This is a genomic window from Kitasatospora sp. HPM-01-4 (assembly GCF_051374625.1).
In the GTDB taxonomy this organism is placed as follows: Bacteria; Actinomycetota; Actinomycetes; order Streptomycetales; family Streptomycetaceae; genus Kitasatospora.
Genome location: NZ_JBPQGP010000005.1, coordinates 5,314,102 through 5,328,468 on the forward strand (window position 1 = coordinate 5,314,102; position 14,367 = coordinate 5,328,468).

Genomic DNA, 14,367 nt, shown 5'->3' on the forward strand with positions numbered 1-14,367 from the left:
GGCGCTGCCCGGGCGTCCCGGGGCGAGCCGACCGGACGCCCCGCCGCTCTGAACCGGCGCGTGCCCGTCCGTACCCGTCCGTACCCGTCCAACCGAACACCCGTAACCTGCCGTGCCCGCGAGGGGCGGCGTCGTGGAAGGACACCCCCGATGAGGGTGCTGCTGCTGGGAGCCGACGGTTTCATCGGCCGTCGGGTCGCCGACCGCCTGCTGGCCGACGACGAACTCCAGGTGACCGTGCTCGGCCGCCGCGACTCGGCCGACATCCGCTTCGATCTGACGGCCGGCAGTCCCGGGGCGCTGGCCAGGTTCCTGGACGCGGTGGTCCCGCAGGTGGTGATCAACTGCGCCGGGGCCACCTACGGCTCCTCGCGGACCCTGATCAGGGCGAACACCCTCGCGGTCGCCACCGTGTGCGAGGCGATCCGGCGCAGCCGGGAGCCGGCCAGGCTGGTGCACGTCGGTTCGGCGGCCGAGTACGGTCCGGTGCCCTCGGGCGTACCGATCCCGGAGACCGCCGAGCCCAGGCCGGTCGGCCCGTACGGGGTGTCCAAGCTGGCGGGGACGGAGCTGGTGATCTCCTCCGGGCTGGACGCGGCGGTGCTGCGGGTCTTCGACGTGGTCGGTCCGGGGTCGCCGGCGGCCTCGCTGTTCGGGCGGCTCGCGGAGGGGCTGCGCCGGGCGCTGGAGCAGGACGAGCGGCAGGTGCGGATGCCGGACCTGTCCGGATACCGGGATTTCGTGGATGTCCGGGACGTCGCCAGGGCGATCGGGGCGGCCGCGGTCTCGGCCGCCACCGGGGTGATCAACATCGGCAGCGGCCATGCGGTCCGGGCCCGGGACGCGGCCCAGCTGCTGGTCAGGGCCGCCGGTTTCGAGGGCACCGTCAGCGAGGACGCCCGCCAGGTGCTGCTGCCCGGCCAGAGTGCGGCCGACCCCGGCCAGCGGACGCCGGAGGCCCGTCCGGTGCCGGTACCGGAGCCGGTGCAGTGGCGGCAGGCGGATGTGCGGACCGCCAGGGACCGTCTCGGATGGCGGGCACTTGTGCCGCTGGAGGAGTCCCTGGGGGACATCTGGCTGGAGACCGCCTGCCGGGTCTGACCGCGCGAAAGGCAGGCCGGGCAAGGGCGGTGGCGCCGGACGGCCCTCGGCGGCCGGTCCACGATCCGGCGGTGCCGTCTCGCTGAACGGACATGCTGTCTCGGAATAGCCGACCGGCATGACACTGTTGGCGTAGCTGGAATCGAAAGCTGCAACCGAACAGACGACCATCGGAGTCCACGTGTCGCTGCCACCCCTGGTCGAGCCGGCCGACGAGCTCACCGTAGACGAGGTCCGCCGGTACTCCCGTCACCTGATCATCCCGGATGTCGGGATGGCCGGGCAGAAGCGGCTGAAGAACGCCAAGGTGCTGTGCGTCGGCGCCGGCGGCCTCGGCTCGCCCGCCCTGATGTACCTGGCCGCGGCGGGTGTCGGCACGCTCGGCATCGTCGAGTTCGACGTCGTCGACGAGTCGAACCTCCAGCGTCAGATCATCCACGGCCAGTCCGACGTGGGCCGCTCCAAGGGCGAGTCCGCGCGGGACTCGGTCAAGGAGATCAACCCGTATGTCAACGTGATCCTCCATGAGGAGCGCCTCGACAACGACAACGTCATGGAGATCTTCTCCGGCTACGACCTGATCGTGGACGGCACCGACAACTTCGCCACCCGCTACCTGGTGAACGACGCGGCGGTGCTGCTCGGCAAGCCTTACGTCTGGGGCTCGATCTACCGCTTCGACGGCCAGGCCAGCGTCTTCTGGGCCGAGCACGGCCCCTGCTACCGCTGCCTCTACCCGGAGGCCCCGCCGCCGGGCATGGTCCCGTCCTGCGCCGAGGGCGGCGTGCTGGGCGTGCTCTGCGCGTCCATCGGCTCGATCCAGGTCACCGAGGCGATCAAGCTGCTCGCCGGTGTCGGCGACCCGCTGGTCGGCCGCCTGATGATCTACGACGCCCTGGAGATGAGCTACCGCCAGGTCAAGGTCCGCAAGGACCCGAACTGCGCCCTCTGCGGTGAGAACCCGACCGTCACCGGGCTGATCGACTACGAGTCCTTCTGCGGTGCCGTCTCCGAGGAGGCCCAGGAGGCCACGGTCGGCTCGACGATCACCTCCAAGCAGCTCAAGGAGTGGATCGACAACGGCGAGAACATCGAGATCATCGATGTCCGCGAGGTCAACGAGTACGAGATCGTCAGCATCCCGGGCGCCAAGCTGATCCCCAAGGGCGAGTTCCTGATGGGCACCGCGCTGGAGACGCTGCCGCAGGACAAGAAGATCGTGCTGCACTGCAAGACCGGCGTCCGCTCGGCCGAGGTGCTGGCCGTGCTGAAGTCGGCGGGCTTCTCCGACGCCGTCCACCTGGGCGGCGGCGTGATCGGCTGGGTCAGCCAGATCGAGCCGCACAAGCCGACCTACTAGTCCGTTCCAGGACGTACCGGTCCTCGCCCGGGAGCAGAAGGAGATCTGCTCTCGGGCGAGGCCGGGAGGGCTGCCGGGCTCCGGACGCCGCCCTGCAGCGCTCGGAGTTCCTGCGGCCTCAGAGCGCGTTCTTGCGCTGGAGGACGTTGTACGAGATCCAGCCCGGCAGCACCGGCAGCCAGAAGGTCAGCAGGCGGTAGAGGAAGACCGCCGGGGTGGCGACGGTCGGGGAGACACCGGCCACCGTGAGGGCACCGATCAGCGCGATCTCGACCGGGCCGATGCCGCCCGGGGTCGGGATCGCGGACCCGGCCGCATTGGCGGTCAGGAAGACCACGGCCACCACCGAGAAGCTCAGCGTCCCGCCGAAGGCCTGGATCGAGGCGTCCAGACAGGCGGTGAAGCTCAGGGTGAGCAGCAGGATGCCGCCGAAACCGGTGATCAGCTTGCTCGGTGTCTGCATCAGGTCGAGCATCCGGGGGACCACACCGAAGAACAGCGAGCGGACCCGGGTCACCACGAACCGCCGCAGCGGGGCCACCGCCGCCACCACCAGCGCCAGCACGGCGGCCGTCAGCACGCCGATGATCACCGTCCGGGAGGCGCCGAGGTCGCCGCTGGTCTGGGTGCCGGTGATCAGACCGAAGCTGAACAGCAGCAGCAGGTGGCCGCCGAGCCCGGCCAGCTGGGAGGCGCCGACGCTGGCCACCGCCTGCCCCGGGCGGACACCCGCCTTCTGCAGGTAGCGGGTGTTCAGCGCGATACCGCCGATCGCGGCCGGTGCCACCAGCTTGACGAAGGACCCGGCCAGCTGCGCGGCCACGGTCCGCCGGAACGGCAGCCGCTCCGGCACGAAGCCGGTCAGGCTCATCGCCGCGGCGCCGTAGCTGGCGGCGGCGGCGGCCAGCGCGACCGCCGCCCAGGCCCAGTTCATGTGGGAGAGCCTGAGCTGCGCGGGCTGGATGGTGGTCAGCGCCAGGTACGCGGCGAAGGTCAGCGCGATGACCATGATCAGGGTCTTCGGCTTGAGCCGCTCCAGCTTCGCCGGGGCCATCGGGGCCTCGGGCGCGATCTGCAGGATCTGGCCGCGGATCCGGCTCAGCAGGTCCTCGCCCGCTGCCGCGATGTCCTCCTCGGCCTGCGCTTGCGTCCGTTCGCCGGCCGCCACCTGCTCCAGGGCCAGCGCCTGGGCGGCGGCCTTGCGCTCCTTGGTGAGCCGCTGGAGGTCGACCCTGGTGGAGCGGCTCATCCCGACCGGCTGGAGCAGCGGCAGCGCCGCGGCGACCCGGTCGGCGCCGAGCACCCGGTTGGCGACGGCCACCGCGCGCTCCGGGCCGACCCGCAGCGCGAAGGTGGTGAGCAGCTGGGCGACGTCGATGCGCAGCGCCAGGTCGCTGGCGGCGATGTCCCCGCCGGAGAGGTTGACCAGGCAGCCGGTCTTCCCGTCCACCACCAGCATCGACTCGCCGGTGAGCCGGCGGTGGGCGATCCGCCGCTCGTGCAGCGCGCCGACCGACTCCCAGAGCGAGGCCATCACCTGGTCGGTGATCTCCTCGTCGGACAGCTCGTCCAGGGTGGGCCCGGAGACCTTCTGGTAGACCAGGATCGCGGCGTCGGGACCGAGCTCGGAGGTGGCCACCAGCTGCGGCGCGACGGCCCCGGAGGCGGCCGCCGCGTAGGCGATCAGGGCCTCCTGCTCCAGTGCCTGGCGCAGCGACTGCGGGCTGCGCCGGACCGCCACCGAGCGCAGCCGCAGCCGCCGCCAGGCCCGGTAGAAGAAGCCGGAGGCCTGCTGCTCGCGGTCGATGATGTGGACGTCCAGCTCGGGCCCCTCCTGCTGCCGGACGTAGTAGCGGCGGGTGCCGCCGGGGGCGTCGGGGGCCCGGACCGCGCCCACCGGGGCGAAGCCGACCTTCCGCAGGCCGATCAGCAGGTGCTGCCCGGTGGGGCGGATGTTCGGCGAGCCGATCGCGTACAGCGTGCCGTACGCCACGGACCAGCCGATGAGCACGGTCAGGAGCAGCGAGAGCAGGGTGGTGTAGCCGCTGACCAGCTCGGTCAGCCCGCTGAGGATCACCACCACCCAGAGCGCCACCCGCCAGCGCGGCCGACTCGACATGCCGACGGCCGTCATATAGGCGATCACCGGCGCCAGGTAGCCGTGCACCGGGTCGGTGAGGGTCTGCCCGCCGCCCGGCGGCAGCTGGGTGAGCGCGTCCCGGATCGCCATCGGCGCGCCCGCCGCGACCCACCAGTCCACGCCGAGCGAGACCCCGTACGCCAGCACCGAGGCGAGCACGCCGTCGGCGACCCGCAGGCCGTCCCGTTTGATCAGCCGCTCCACCGCGAAGGCCAGCGGGACGGCCAGCACCGCCACGCTGGAGACCAGGGCGGCGATGGTGCTCATGACGCTGGGGATGCGGTGGGCGTTGACGGAGATGTCGTTCTCCAGGCCCGTGGTGGTCGAGATGGCGAACCGGGCCACCAGGAAGAGCGCCACGATGCCGGCGAGTCCGGTCAGGAACCGGAGCAGGTCGGACGGCCGGTGCGCACGGGCAGCGAGCAGCGGCTCGTCGACGGCGAGCGCGCCGCCGCCCCCCGGCTCGCCCTCCCGCACGTGCTTCTCCCCCTTGGTCAACGACACTCGCCGCTGCGGTGCCGGCCGACGCGACGGGACCTTCCCCGAAGCTGCGGAGGAGTGGCCGGTGGTGGGCTCCTCGGAGCCCTCGTCCACGTCCACGCCTGCCGTCCCGGTCATCTGGTCTTGTCCTCGTATCACCACTCACCGCCTCGAAGATGGTGGCATGCCCGAAGGGGTGCTGCTGGACAGGGGCAGTATCGGGCGCGGCGGATCCCTTGCAAGTGCTGTCCCGCCGATCGGCCTGATGGGGAAGAATCACTCCGATGACGGAGAGCACGAGCGAGGGCGGCCTGCCGCCTTTCACCGAGTCGGTCCTCGACCTCACCGAGCGCATCCCGGCGGGCCGGGTGATGACGTACGGCGACGTCGCCGAGTACCTCGGACAGGGCGGTCCTCGGCAGGTCGGGCGGGTAATGGCACTGTATGGCGGAGGGGTGCCCTGGTGGCGGGTGATCCGGGCCGACGGCCGGCCGCTGCCCGGTCACGAACACCGCGCGCTGGGCCACTACCGCGAGGAGGGCACCCCGCTGCGCACCGTCGGCGGCGAGCCCCGGGTCGACCTCCGCCGCGCCCGCTGGGACGGGCGGTAGGTCTTCGGGGGCGCGTGGAACCGCGCGCTGGGCGTGCTCGGCTGACCGCGCGCTGGTACTCGTCCAGTACGGGCGGGTACGGGCCCGCCGCGGCGGCGGGCAGCGCACTGCCGGACGTCCGGCTCCCCGCCCTGAGCCGGTGCGCCTCCCCGTCCGCGAGTGGCCGCGGGCCGGTTCTCCGCGTCACCGAGTGCGTTGCGTGGTTGCGCTCCCGGGATCGTAGGCTCGGGGGTCACGGGTCCGGCGCGGCCCGCCCGCTGTCCGATCTGCCCAGGATGTCCGTGACCTCCCCCTTCCGCTTGGTGCGCAGCCCCCTCGCCCAGCCCGCCCCGCCCGTACTGGACGAGTACCAGCGAGCGGTGGCCGAGCACGCGGGCGGCCCGCTGCTGGTGCTGGCCGGCCCGGGGACGGGCAAGACGACCACCCTGGTGGAGTCGGTGGTCCGGCGGATCGAGCGCGGCACCGACCCCGAGAAGATCCTGGTCCTCACCTTCAGCCGCAAGGCCGCGATGGAGCTCCGCGACCGGATGACCGGGCGCCTCGGCAACGGCAGGGTCGCCCCGCAGGCCACCACCTTCCACTCCTTCTGCTACGCCCTGCTCCGCTCCCACCAGGACCCGGAGGCGTACGCCGAGCCGCTGCGGCTGCTCTCCGGCCCCGAGCAGGACGTCATGGTCCGCGAGCTGCTCGCCGGCCACGCCGAGGACGCCAGGCTCGGCGTCGGCGGGATCAGCTGGCCGCTGGACCTGCGCGCCTGCCTGACCACCCGGGGCTTCGCCGACGAGGTCCGCGCCGTGCTCGCGCGCAGCCGTGAACTTGGCCTCGGCGAGGCCGAGCTGGGACGCTTCGCGGACGGCGTCCAGCGCCCGGACTGGGCCGCCGCCGCGCACTTCCTCGCCGACTACCTGGACGTCCTCGACCTGCGCGGCGTGCTGGACTACGCCGAACTGGTGCACCGTGCGGTGCTGCTCGCCGAGCGCCCCGAGGTGCGCGAGGCGCTGCGCGGGCGGTACGAGGTCGTCTTCGTCGACGAGTACCAGGACACCGACCCCTCGCAGGTCCGGCTGCTGCGCCAGCTGGCCGGCGACGGGCGCGACCTGGTCGCGGTCGGTGACCCGGACCAGTCGATCTACGCCTTCCGGGGCGCCGACATCAACGGCATCCTCGACTTCCCCGAGTCCTTCCCGCGGGCCGACGGCCGCCCCGCCGAGGTCAGGGTGCTGCGGGTCTCCCGCCGCTCGGGCGCGGTGCTGCTCGCCGCCACCCGGGAGCTGGCCCGGCGGATGCCGATGGGGCGCCTGCCCGCCGACAAGCTCGCCCAGCACCGTGCGCTGCTGCCCTCCCGCGAGGGCGGCCGGGTCGAGGTGTACACCTACCCGACGCCCGGCACGGAGCTCGACAGCATCGCCGACCTGCTCCGCCGCGCCCACCTGGAGGACGGCGTCCCATGGGGCGAGATGGCGGTCCTGGTCCGCGCCGGGGCACGCTCCATACCCGGCGTACGGCGGGCGCTCGGCGCGGCCGGGGTCCCGCTGGAGATCGACGGTGACGACCTGCCGCTGCGGGACGAACCGGCGGTGGCACCGCTGCTGCTCGCCCTGCGGGTCTGCGCCCGCCCGGCCGACGAGTGCACCGCCGAGACCGCCCGCACCCTGCTCACCGGCCCGCTCGGCGGACTGGACGGCTCCGACCTGCGCCGCCTCGGGCGGGCGCTGCGCGAGGAGGAGCGGCAGGCCCTGCGGACGGCGGCCGGGGCGGACGAGGCCGACGAGGACGCGTCCCGGCGGAGCGGAGCCGTACGGTCCGCCGAGGAGCTGATCAGGGAGGCGCTGGCGGAGCCCGAGCGGCTGATAGCGCTGGAGGGCGGGTACCCGCGCCGGGCCCGGGACCTGGGCTTGCTGCTGCGCAAGGTGCGCGAACTGCTGGCCGGGGGCGGCGGCGCCGAGGAGGCGCTCTGGGAGCTGTGGGACGGCAGCCGCCGCTGGCGCGAGCGGCTGGAGCGGGCCGCGCTGCGCGGCGGTGCGGCGGGCCGCAACGCCGACCGCGACCTGGACGCGCTGTGCGCCCTGTTCGGGACCGCCGCCCGCGCCGAGGAGCAGATCGCGGGCCACCGGGGCGCCCTGGACTTCCTGGCCGAGCTGGAGGCCCAGGACATCGCCGCCGACACCCTCACCGTGCGGACCGTCCGCCCCGACGCCGTACGGCTGATGACCGCGCACCGCTCCAAGGGCCTGGAGTGGCGGCTGGTGGTGGTCGCCGGGGTGCAGGACGGCCTCTGGCCCGACCTGCGCCGCCGCGGTTCGCTGCTGGAGGCGGACCGGATCGGCCGGGACGGCCTCGCCGAGCCGCTCTCCCCGGCCGCCCTGCTCGGCGAGGAGCGCCGGCTCTTCTACGTCGCCGCCACCCGGGCGAAGGAGCGGCTGATCGTCACCGCCGTCAAGGCGCCCGCCGAGGACGGCGACGAGCCCTCCCGCTTCCTGCGCGAGCTGTACCGCGAGGAGACCGACCCGAGGACCGGGCGGGTGAGCGGCCGTACCCCGCAGGTCACCGTCGAGGACGTCACCCACCGGCCGCGCCGCCCGCTGTCGGTGGCCGCGCTGGTCGCCGAGCTGCGGGCGGTCACCGTCGATCCGGCGTGCGAACCCGGGCTGCGCCGGGCCGCCGCCGAGCGGCTGGCCGTGCTGGCCGCCGCCGTGGACGAGGACGGGGCACCGCTGGTCCCGGCCGCCCACCCCGACCGCTGGTGGGGCCTGCTGGACCGGACCGAGTCCGACGAGCCGCTGCGGACCCCCGCCGAGCCGGTCCGGCTCTCCGGCAGCGGGCTCGAACAGCTGGAGGGCTGCACGCTCCAGTGGTTCCTGGACAAGGACGTCAAGGCCGCCGGGACCACCACCGCCGCCCAGGGCTTCGGCAACGTGGTGCACGCCCTGGCCGACGAGGTCGGGTCCGGGCGCACCCCGGCCGACCTTGCCGTGCTGATGGAGCGCCTGGACACGGTCTGGGACGCGCTGGCCTTCGACGCGCCGTGGAAGTCCCGGCAGGAGAAGGAGCAGGCGCGCGCCGCCCTGGAGCGCTTCCTGCGCTGGCACGTGCTGGAACGCGACCGCTCCACCGTGGCCACCGAGCACGGCTTCGACCTCACCCTGCCGGTCGGCGGGATCAACGTACGGATCCGGGGTTCGATGGACCGGGTCGAGCGGGACGCGGTCGGCCGCGCGTACGTGGTGGACTTCAAGACCGGCAAGCGGATCCCCACCGAGAAGTCGCTGCCCGAGCACAAGCAACTGGCCGTCTACCAGCTCGCGGTGCGCGGCGGAGCCCTCGCCGGCCTGCCCGGCTTCGAGTCCGGCGCCACCTCGGGCGGGGCCGAGCTGGTGCACCTGCGGGAGCCCGCGAAGGGCGCCCCCGACACCCCCAAGGTCCAGCAGCAGGCGCCGCCGGACGGCGAACCGTGGATCGAGAACCTGCTCGCGGACGCGGCGGGGCGGGTCCTCGCCGAGCGCTTCGTGCCCACGACGGGCGACGGCTGCGACCGCTGCGCCTTCCGCAGCAGCTGCTCGGCCCAGCGCGACGGGCGCCAGATGATCGACTAAGACCGCCCGGCACGCGACGCCGCGGGCCCTGTCGCCGGTCGGTCCGAACCTGGGACTTTTCACGGCGACGCGGCGGAACCATCCGGGCGCCGGAAGACCGCGCGGCGGCACGGGGCGGGGCCGCGGGAAGCGGAAGACCCCGCGGCCGTCCGGGCCCGGCGGGGCCGTGCACACCCGACACTCCTGGTCGGGCGGTACGGCCCGCGGTCCGCGGGCCGGAGCCGGGGCCGGCACTTCCCGCCCGCGCCGGTCCCCGCGCCAAGGGGGTGCCGCGCCCCGTCCCTGAGAGGTTCCTGGCCCTGCCGTACGGTTCCGTCGTCCCGCCGCTGAGCGGCCCGGTCCGTTTGTCGGCGGCACCGGTTAGGTTTGAGCGCGTGCGTGCCGTGCTCAGTGACCCCGAACAGCTCAAGGAGCTGCTTGGCATCCCGTTCAACCGGGAGCAGATGGCGGCGATCGGCGCGCCGTTGGAGCCCGCCGTGATCGTGGCCGGGGCCGGGTCGGGGAAGACCACGGTGATGGCCGCCCGGGTGGTCTGGCTGGTCGGCTCGGGAGCGGTCCGGCCCGAGGAGGTGCTGGGGCTTACCTTCACCAACAAGGCGGCGGGCGAGCTGGCCGAGCGCGTCCGCGACGTGCTGCGCCGGGCCCGGGTGCTGGACGCCGACGAGGACGCGCTCGGCGAGCCGGAGATCTCCACCTACCACGCCTTCGCCGGTCGGCTGCTGAAGGAGCACGGCCTGCGCCTCGGCATCGAGCCGGACGTCCGCCTGCTCGCCGACGCCACCCGCTTCCAGCTGGCCGCCAAGGTGCTGCGTTCCGCACCCGGCCCGTTCCCGGCCCTGACCGGCGCCTTCTCCGGGCTGGTCGCCGATCTGATCGCACTCGACGGCGAGCTGGCCGAGCACCTGGTCGAGCCCGCCGAGCTGCGCGCCTTCGACCAGGACCTGCTGGACGAGCTGGCCACCGTCAAGCTGAGCAACGAGGACCTGCGCGCCGTCCCCCAGACCGCCAGGGCCCGGCTGGAGCTGCTGCAGCTGGTGGAGGAGTACCGCCGCCGCAAGCGGGCCGCCGGGCTGATGGACTTCGGCGACCAGATCGCCGCCTCCGCCCGCCTCGCGCAGCAGCGCCCCGAGGTCGGCGAGCTGCTCCGGGCGCAGTTCAGGGTGGTGCTGCTGGACGAGTACCAGGACACCTCGGTGGCCCAGCGGCTGATGCTCTCCGGCCTGTTCGGCAGGTCCCGTACCGCTTCGGGGCACCCCGTCACCGCCGTCGGCGACCCGTGCCAGGCGATCTACGGCTGGCGCGGCGCGTCCGTCGCCAACCTGGACGACTTCCCCGCCCACTTCCCGCGCCGCGACGGCACCCCGGCCGCCCGGTACGCGCTCAGCGAGAACCGCCGCAGCGGCGGACGGCTGCTCGCCTTCGCCAACGAGCTGGCCGCGCCGCTGCGCGCGATGCACCAGGGGGTCGAGGCGCTGCGGCCCGCGCCGGGGGAGGAGCAGAGCGGGTTCGTCCGCTGCGCCCTGCTGCCCACCCACGCCGAGGAGATGGACTGGCTGGCCGACTCGATCGCGCACCTGGTCGCCACCGGCACCGCGCCCGGGCGGATCGCCGTGCTCTGCCGGGGCGGCGCGTCCTTCGCGGACATCCACGCGGCGCTGGTGGCCCGTGAGGTGCCGGTGGAGGTGGTGGGGCTCGGCGGGCTGCTGCAGCTGCCCGAGGTGGCCGACCTGGTCGCGGTCTGCGAGGTGCTGCAGGACCCGACCGCCAACGCCTCGCTGGTGCGGCTGCTGATCGGTCCGCGCTGGCGGATCGGCCCGCGCGACCTCGCCCTGCTCGGCCGCCGGGCCGCCGAACTGGTCCGCACCGCCCGCCCGGAGGGCGTGGACGCACTGGCCGCGGCGGTGGCCGAGACCGATCCGACCGAGGTGGTGTCGCTCGCCGACGCGCTGGAGACCTTCCTGGAGGCCGAGCAGCCGGACGAGCTGCCGTTCTCCGCCGAGGCCAGGGTGCGCTTCGCCAGGCTCGCCCAGGAGATCCGGGAGCTGCGCCGGTCACTCGCCGAGCCGCTGATGGACGTCCTCCACCGGGTCCTGGCGGTGACCGGTCTGGAGGTGGAGCTCGCCGCCTCTCCGCACGCCCTGGCCGCGCGCCGCCGGGAGACCCTGCACGGCTTCCTGGACGTGGCCGCCTCCTTCGCGGACCTGGACGGCGATCCGGGGCTCTCCGCCTTCCTGGCCTTCCTGCGGGCCTCCCAGGAGTACGAGCGCGGCCTGGACAGCAGCCTGCCCGGCGGCGAGGACACCGTGAAGGTGCTCACCGCGCACAAGTCCAAGGGCCTGGAGTGGGACGTGGTCGCCGTCCCCGGGCTGGTGAAGGACGCGTTCCCGAGCAACAAGGGGCGCGAGCGCTGGACCAGCACCAAGAAGGTGCTTCCGCACGCCCTGCGCGGTGACGCGGCCACCCTGCCCCCGGTGGGGAAGTGGGCGCCGAAGGAGATCGGGATCTTCAAGAAGGCGATGGCCGAGCACTCCGCCGTCGAGGAACTGCGGCTCGGCTACGTCGCGTTCACCCGGCCCCGCTCGCTGCTGCTCGCCTCGGGTCACTGGTGGGGGCCCAGCCAGAAGCGGCGGCGGGGGCCGTCGGGCTTCCTGCTGGAACTGCGGGCGCACTGTGAGCGGCCGGGCTGCGGCGAGGTGGAGCGGTGGGCGGAGCCGCCGCTGCCGGACGCGGAGAACCCGGCGCTGGCCGCCTCCGTGGAGACCCCCTGGCCGCTTCCGCTGGACCCGGCCGCGCAGGCCGCCCGGCGCCGGGTCGCCGAGGTGGTGCACCGCCGTCTGGCCGGTGAACCGGCCCCGGAGGCGGAGGAGTTGGGTGCCGAAGCGGAGCGGCAGGTGGCCTCCTGGGACCGTGATCTGACCGCACTGCTGGGTGAGTTGGAGCGTTCCCGGCGGTTGGTGCGCGAGGTGCCGCTGCCGGCCTCGATGTCGGCCTCCCAGCTGATGCGCCTCGCCGCCGACCCGGACGGCTTCGCCCGCGAGCTGGCCCGGCCGATGCCCCGTCCGCCGCAGCCCGCCGCCCGCCGGGGCACCCGGTTCCACGCCTGGGTGCAGTCCCGGATCGAGCCGCTGATGCTGGTCGGGCCCGACGCCCTGCCCGGGGCGGACGACGACGGGATCGAGGACGAGCGCGACCTGGAACGGCTCAAGGAGGCGTTTCTGCGCGGCCCGTACGCGGACCGGACGCCGTACCGGGTCGAGGCGCCGTTCCAGCTGGTGCTCGCGGGGCGCGTGGTGCGCGGCCGGATCGACGCGGTGTACCGGGAGCGTGACGGTGGCTCAGGGTCACCGCGCGTGCCGCGGTACGAGGTGGTGGACTGGAAGACGCACCGGGACGAGACGGCCGATCCGCTGCAGCTCGCCATCTACCGGGTGGCCTGGGCGGAACAGGCGGGTGTCGATCTGGAGCAGGTCACGGCTTCCTTCCTCTATGTCCGCAGCGGTCGTGTCGTAAGACCGTCAGGACTTCCTGACCGAAAAGAGTTGACCAGGCTCCTGATCGGGAATAGTGAAGAATGAGTCACGCAGAGCATCCAAGTCGTCACAGGAGCGCGCGAAACCTGTGCGCTGTGCACTTTTCGCGCCTATTGTGGGGTCGGTAACCGGTCACTCCCAGTACTCCGGCCGCCGACGAGGACCAAGTCCCTGACCCTCTGTCATCACCGCAGGTGTCCCCTGGCACCGGCCACCTTCCGCTGGAGAGACCGAAGTTGAGCGCGACCGGATGGATCAGAGAGCGGCTTGCGGGGCCGGTCCCGGGAGCCGTTCCAGGCGCCGTCACCGGCACCTGGCCGAAGACCGCCCTGGCACTGCCGTTCATCGGCATGGTGCTGGTGGTCTCCCTCGACTACTTCAGCAACTCCTCGGTGACGGTCGAACCCGCCATCACCGCGGTGCCCGCGCTGGCGGCAGTGGTCAGCAGACGCACCTGGTACCCGCTGGTGATCGGCCTGTTCACCGAGGTCGCGGCGTTCGTGATGGCGCTCTACAACAACGTGCTCGGCCAGTCCGTGCACACCGCCACCGTGTTCGCCATCGCCCTGGTCGCCGGCATCGGCTGGGTCAGCGCGACCCTGCGCCTGCGGCAGGAGAAGGCCCTCGCCGACGCCCAGTTGGTGGCCGAGATCGCCAGGCGGGTACTGCTGCGCTCGGTCCCCGACCGGGTCGGCAGCGTGCGGGCCGCCGTCCACTACGCGGCCGCGGCGGCCCACGCCCGGATCGGCGGAGACCTCTACGAGGTGGTCAACACCCGGCACGGGGTGCGGGCCGTGGTCGGCGACGTCCGGGGCAAGGGGCTCAACGCGGTGGAGACGGCGGCCGCGGTGCTCGGCGCGTTCCGCGAGGCCGCCCACCAGGAGCCCGAGCTGGCCAGGGTGGCGGGCTGGCTGGCCGTCAGCCTGGACCGCGCCCTGCACGAGAACGACCACCCCGGGGTGGAGGAGGAGTTCGTCACCCTGGTCCTGATCGAGGTCGGCCCGGACGGCGTCGCGGAGATCGTCAACTGCGGGCACCCGGCGCCGCTGCTGCTGCGCGTCGGCGAGCCGGCGCGGGCGCTGGAGTCGGCGGACGCCGTGCCGCCGCTCGGGGTGCTCGATCCGGCCGACGTCCGGCCGCCGGCGCACCGGGTGCGGGTGCAGCCCGGGGACCGGGTGCTGCTCTTCACCGACGGCGTGATCGAGGCCCGCGACCACCGCGGCGTCTTCTACCCGCTCGCCGAACGCCTTCCGCAGGTCGCCGTCGGCTCCCCGGTGGACGTCCTGGACCGGATCCACGAGGACGTCGTCCGCCACGTCGGCCGCAAGCTCGGGGACGACGCGGCCATGCTCCTCCTCCAGTACGAGCCGACCAACCACCACCTTCCCCAGCAGCCGGGCCATCAGACCGCGGCCCCGGTCTGACCGGAGAAGCTTCCGGGGCTCCGGCCGGTGGCCGGTGCAAGGGGGCGGGGCGTGCGGGGGCTTCCCGGGCGGCTCCCCGGGGCGGTGCCGGTCGGCCCACGGGGACCGGCCCGCAGCCCGCCCCGGGT

Annotated in this window: 7 protein-coding genes; 6 read left to right on the forward strand and 1 reads right to left on the reverse strand. The window is 73.8% G+C overall.

The window, feature by feature from the left end; genetic code table 11:
- The first annotated feature begins 150 nt into the window (after positions 1–150).
- Both ACSMTC_RS23185 and moeZ read left to right on the forward strand, forming a co-directional pair.
- On the forward strand, positions 151–1,101 hold the full coding sequence (locus ACSMTC_RS23185; RefSeq protein WP_436561629.1) for an NAD-dependent epimerase/dehydratase family protein: 951 nt from the start codon (positions 151–153) through the stop codon (positions 1,099–1,101).
- Positions 1,102–1,282: 181 nt separating this feature from the next.
- Entirely contained in the window at positions 1,283–2,461 is a 1,179-nt protein-coding gene (moeZ, locus tag ACSMTC_RS23190) for an adenylyltransferase/sulfurtransferase MoeZ (RefSeq protein ID WP_436561630.1), read from the forward strand.
- A gap of 118 nt (positions 2,462–2,579) precedes the next feature.
- Here the strand turns inward: moeZ and ACSMTC_RS23195 are convergent, their stop codons facing one another.
- Positions 2,580–5,219: a flippase-like domain-containing protein gene (locus ACSMTC_RS23195; protein ID WP_436561631.1), complete on the reverse strand. Its 2,640-nt coding sequence runs from the start codon at positions 5,217–5,219 to the stop codon at positions 2,580–2,582.
- 146 nt (positions 5,220–5,365) lie between these two features.
- Here ACSMTC_RS23195 and ACSMTC_RS23200 point away from each other — a divergent pair, with 146 nt between their 5' ends.
- The 4 genes from ACSMTC_RS23200 (at position 5,366) to ACSMTC_RS23215 (ending at position 14,239) form a co-directional block, all read left to right on the forward strand.
- A complete protein-coding gene (locus tag ACSMTC_RS23200; RefSeq protein WP_436561632.1) occupies positions 5,366–5,692 on the forward strand; it encodes an MGMT family protein in 327 nt (108 codons plus the stop codon).
- A 275-nt stretch (positions 5,693–5,967) separates the two neighbouring features.
- Complete coding sequence (locus ACSMTC_RS23205; RefSeq protein WP_436561633.1) at positions 5,968–9,285, forward strand: ATP-dependent helicase; 3,318 nt, start codon at positions 5,968–5,970, stop codon at positions 9,283–9,285.
- A 374-nt stretch (positions 9,286–9,659) separates the two neighbouring features.
- A complete protein-coding gene (locus ACSMTC_RS23210; protein ID WP_436561634.1) occupies positions 9,660–12,860 on the forward strand; it encodes a UvrD-helicase domain-containing protein in 3,201 nt (1,066 codons plus the stop codon).
- Positions 12,861–13,051: 191 nt separating this feature from the next.
- Positions 13,052–14,239 (forward strand): PP2C family protein-serine/threonine phosphatase, encoded by a 1,188-nt coding sequence (locus ACSMTC_RS23215; protein WP_436561635.1) that lies wholly within the window; start codon positions 13,052–13,054, stop codon positions 14,237–14,239.
- Positions 14,240–14,367 lie beyond the last annotated feature (128 nt).

Coding starts and splice junctions, on each gene's coding strand:
- ACSMTC_RS23200 (WP_436561632.1), top strand. CDS start 5,366: ATGACGGAGAGCACGAGCGAGGGCGGCCTGCCGCCTTTCACCGAGTCG.
- ACSMTC_RS23205 (WP_436561633.1), top strand. CDS start 5,968: ATGTCCGTGACCTCCCCCTTCCGCTTGGTGCGCAGCCCCCTCGCCCAG.
- ACSMTC_RS23195 (WP_436561631.1), bottom strand. CDS start 5,219: ATGACCGGGACGGCAGGCGTGGACGTGGACGAGGGCTCCGAGGAGCCC.
- ACSMTC_RS23185 (WP_436561629.1), top strand. CDS start 151: ATGAGGGTGCTGCTGCTGGGAGCCGACGGTTTCATCGGCCGTCGGGTC.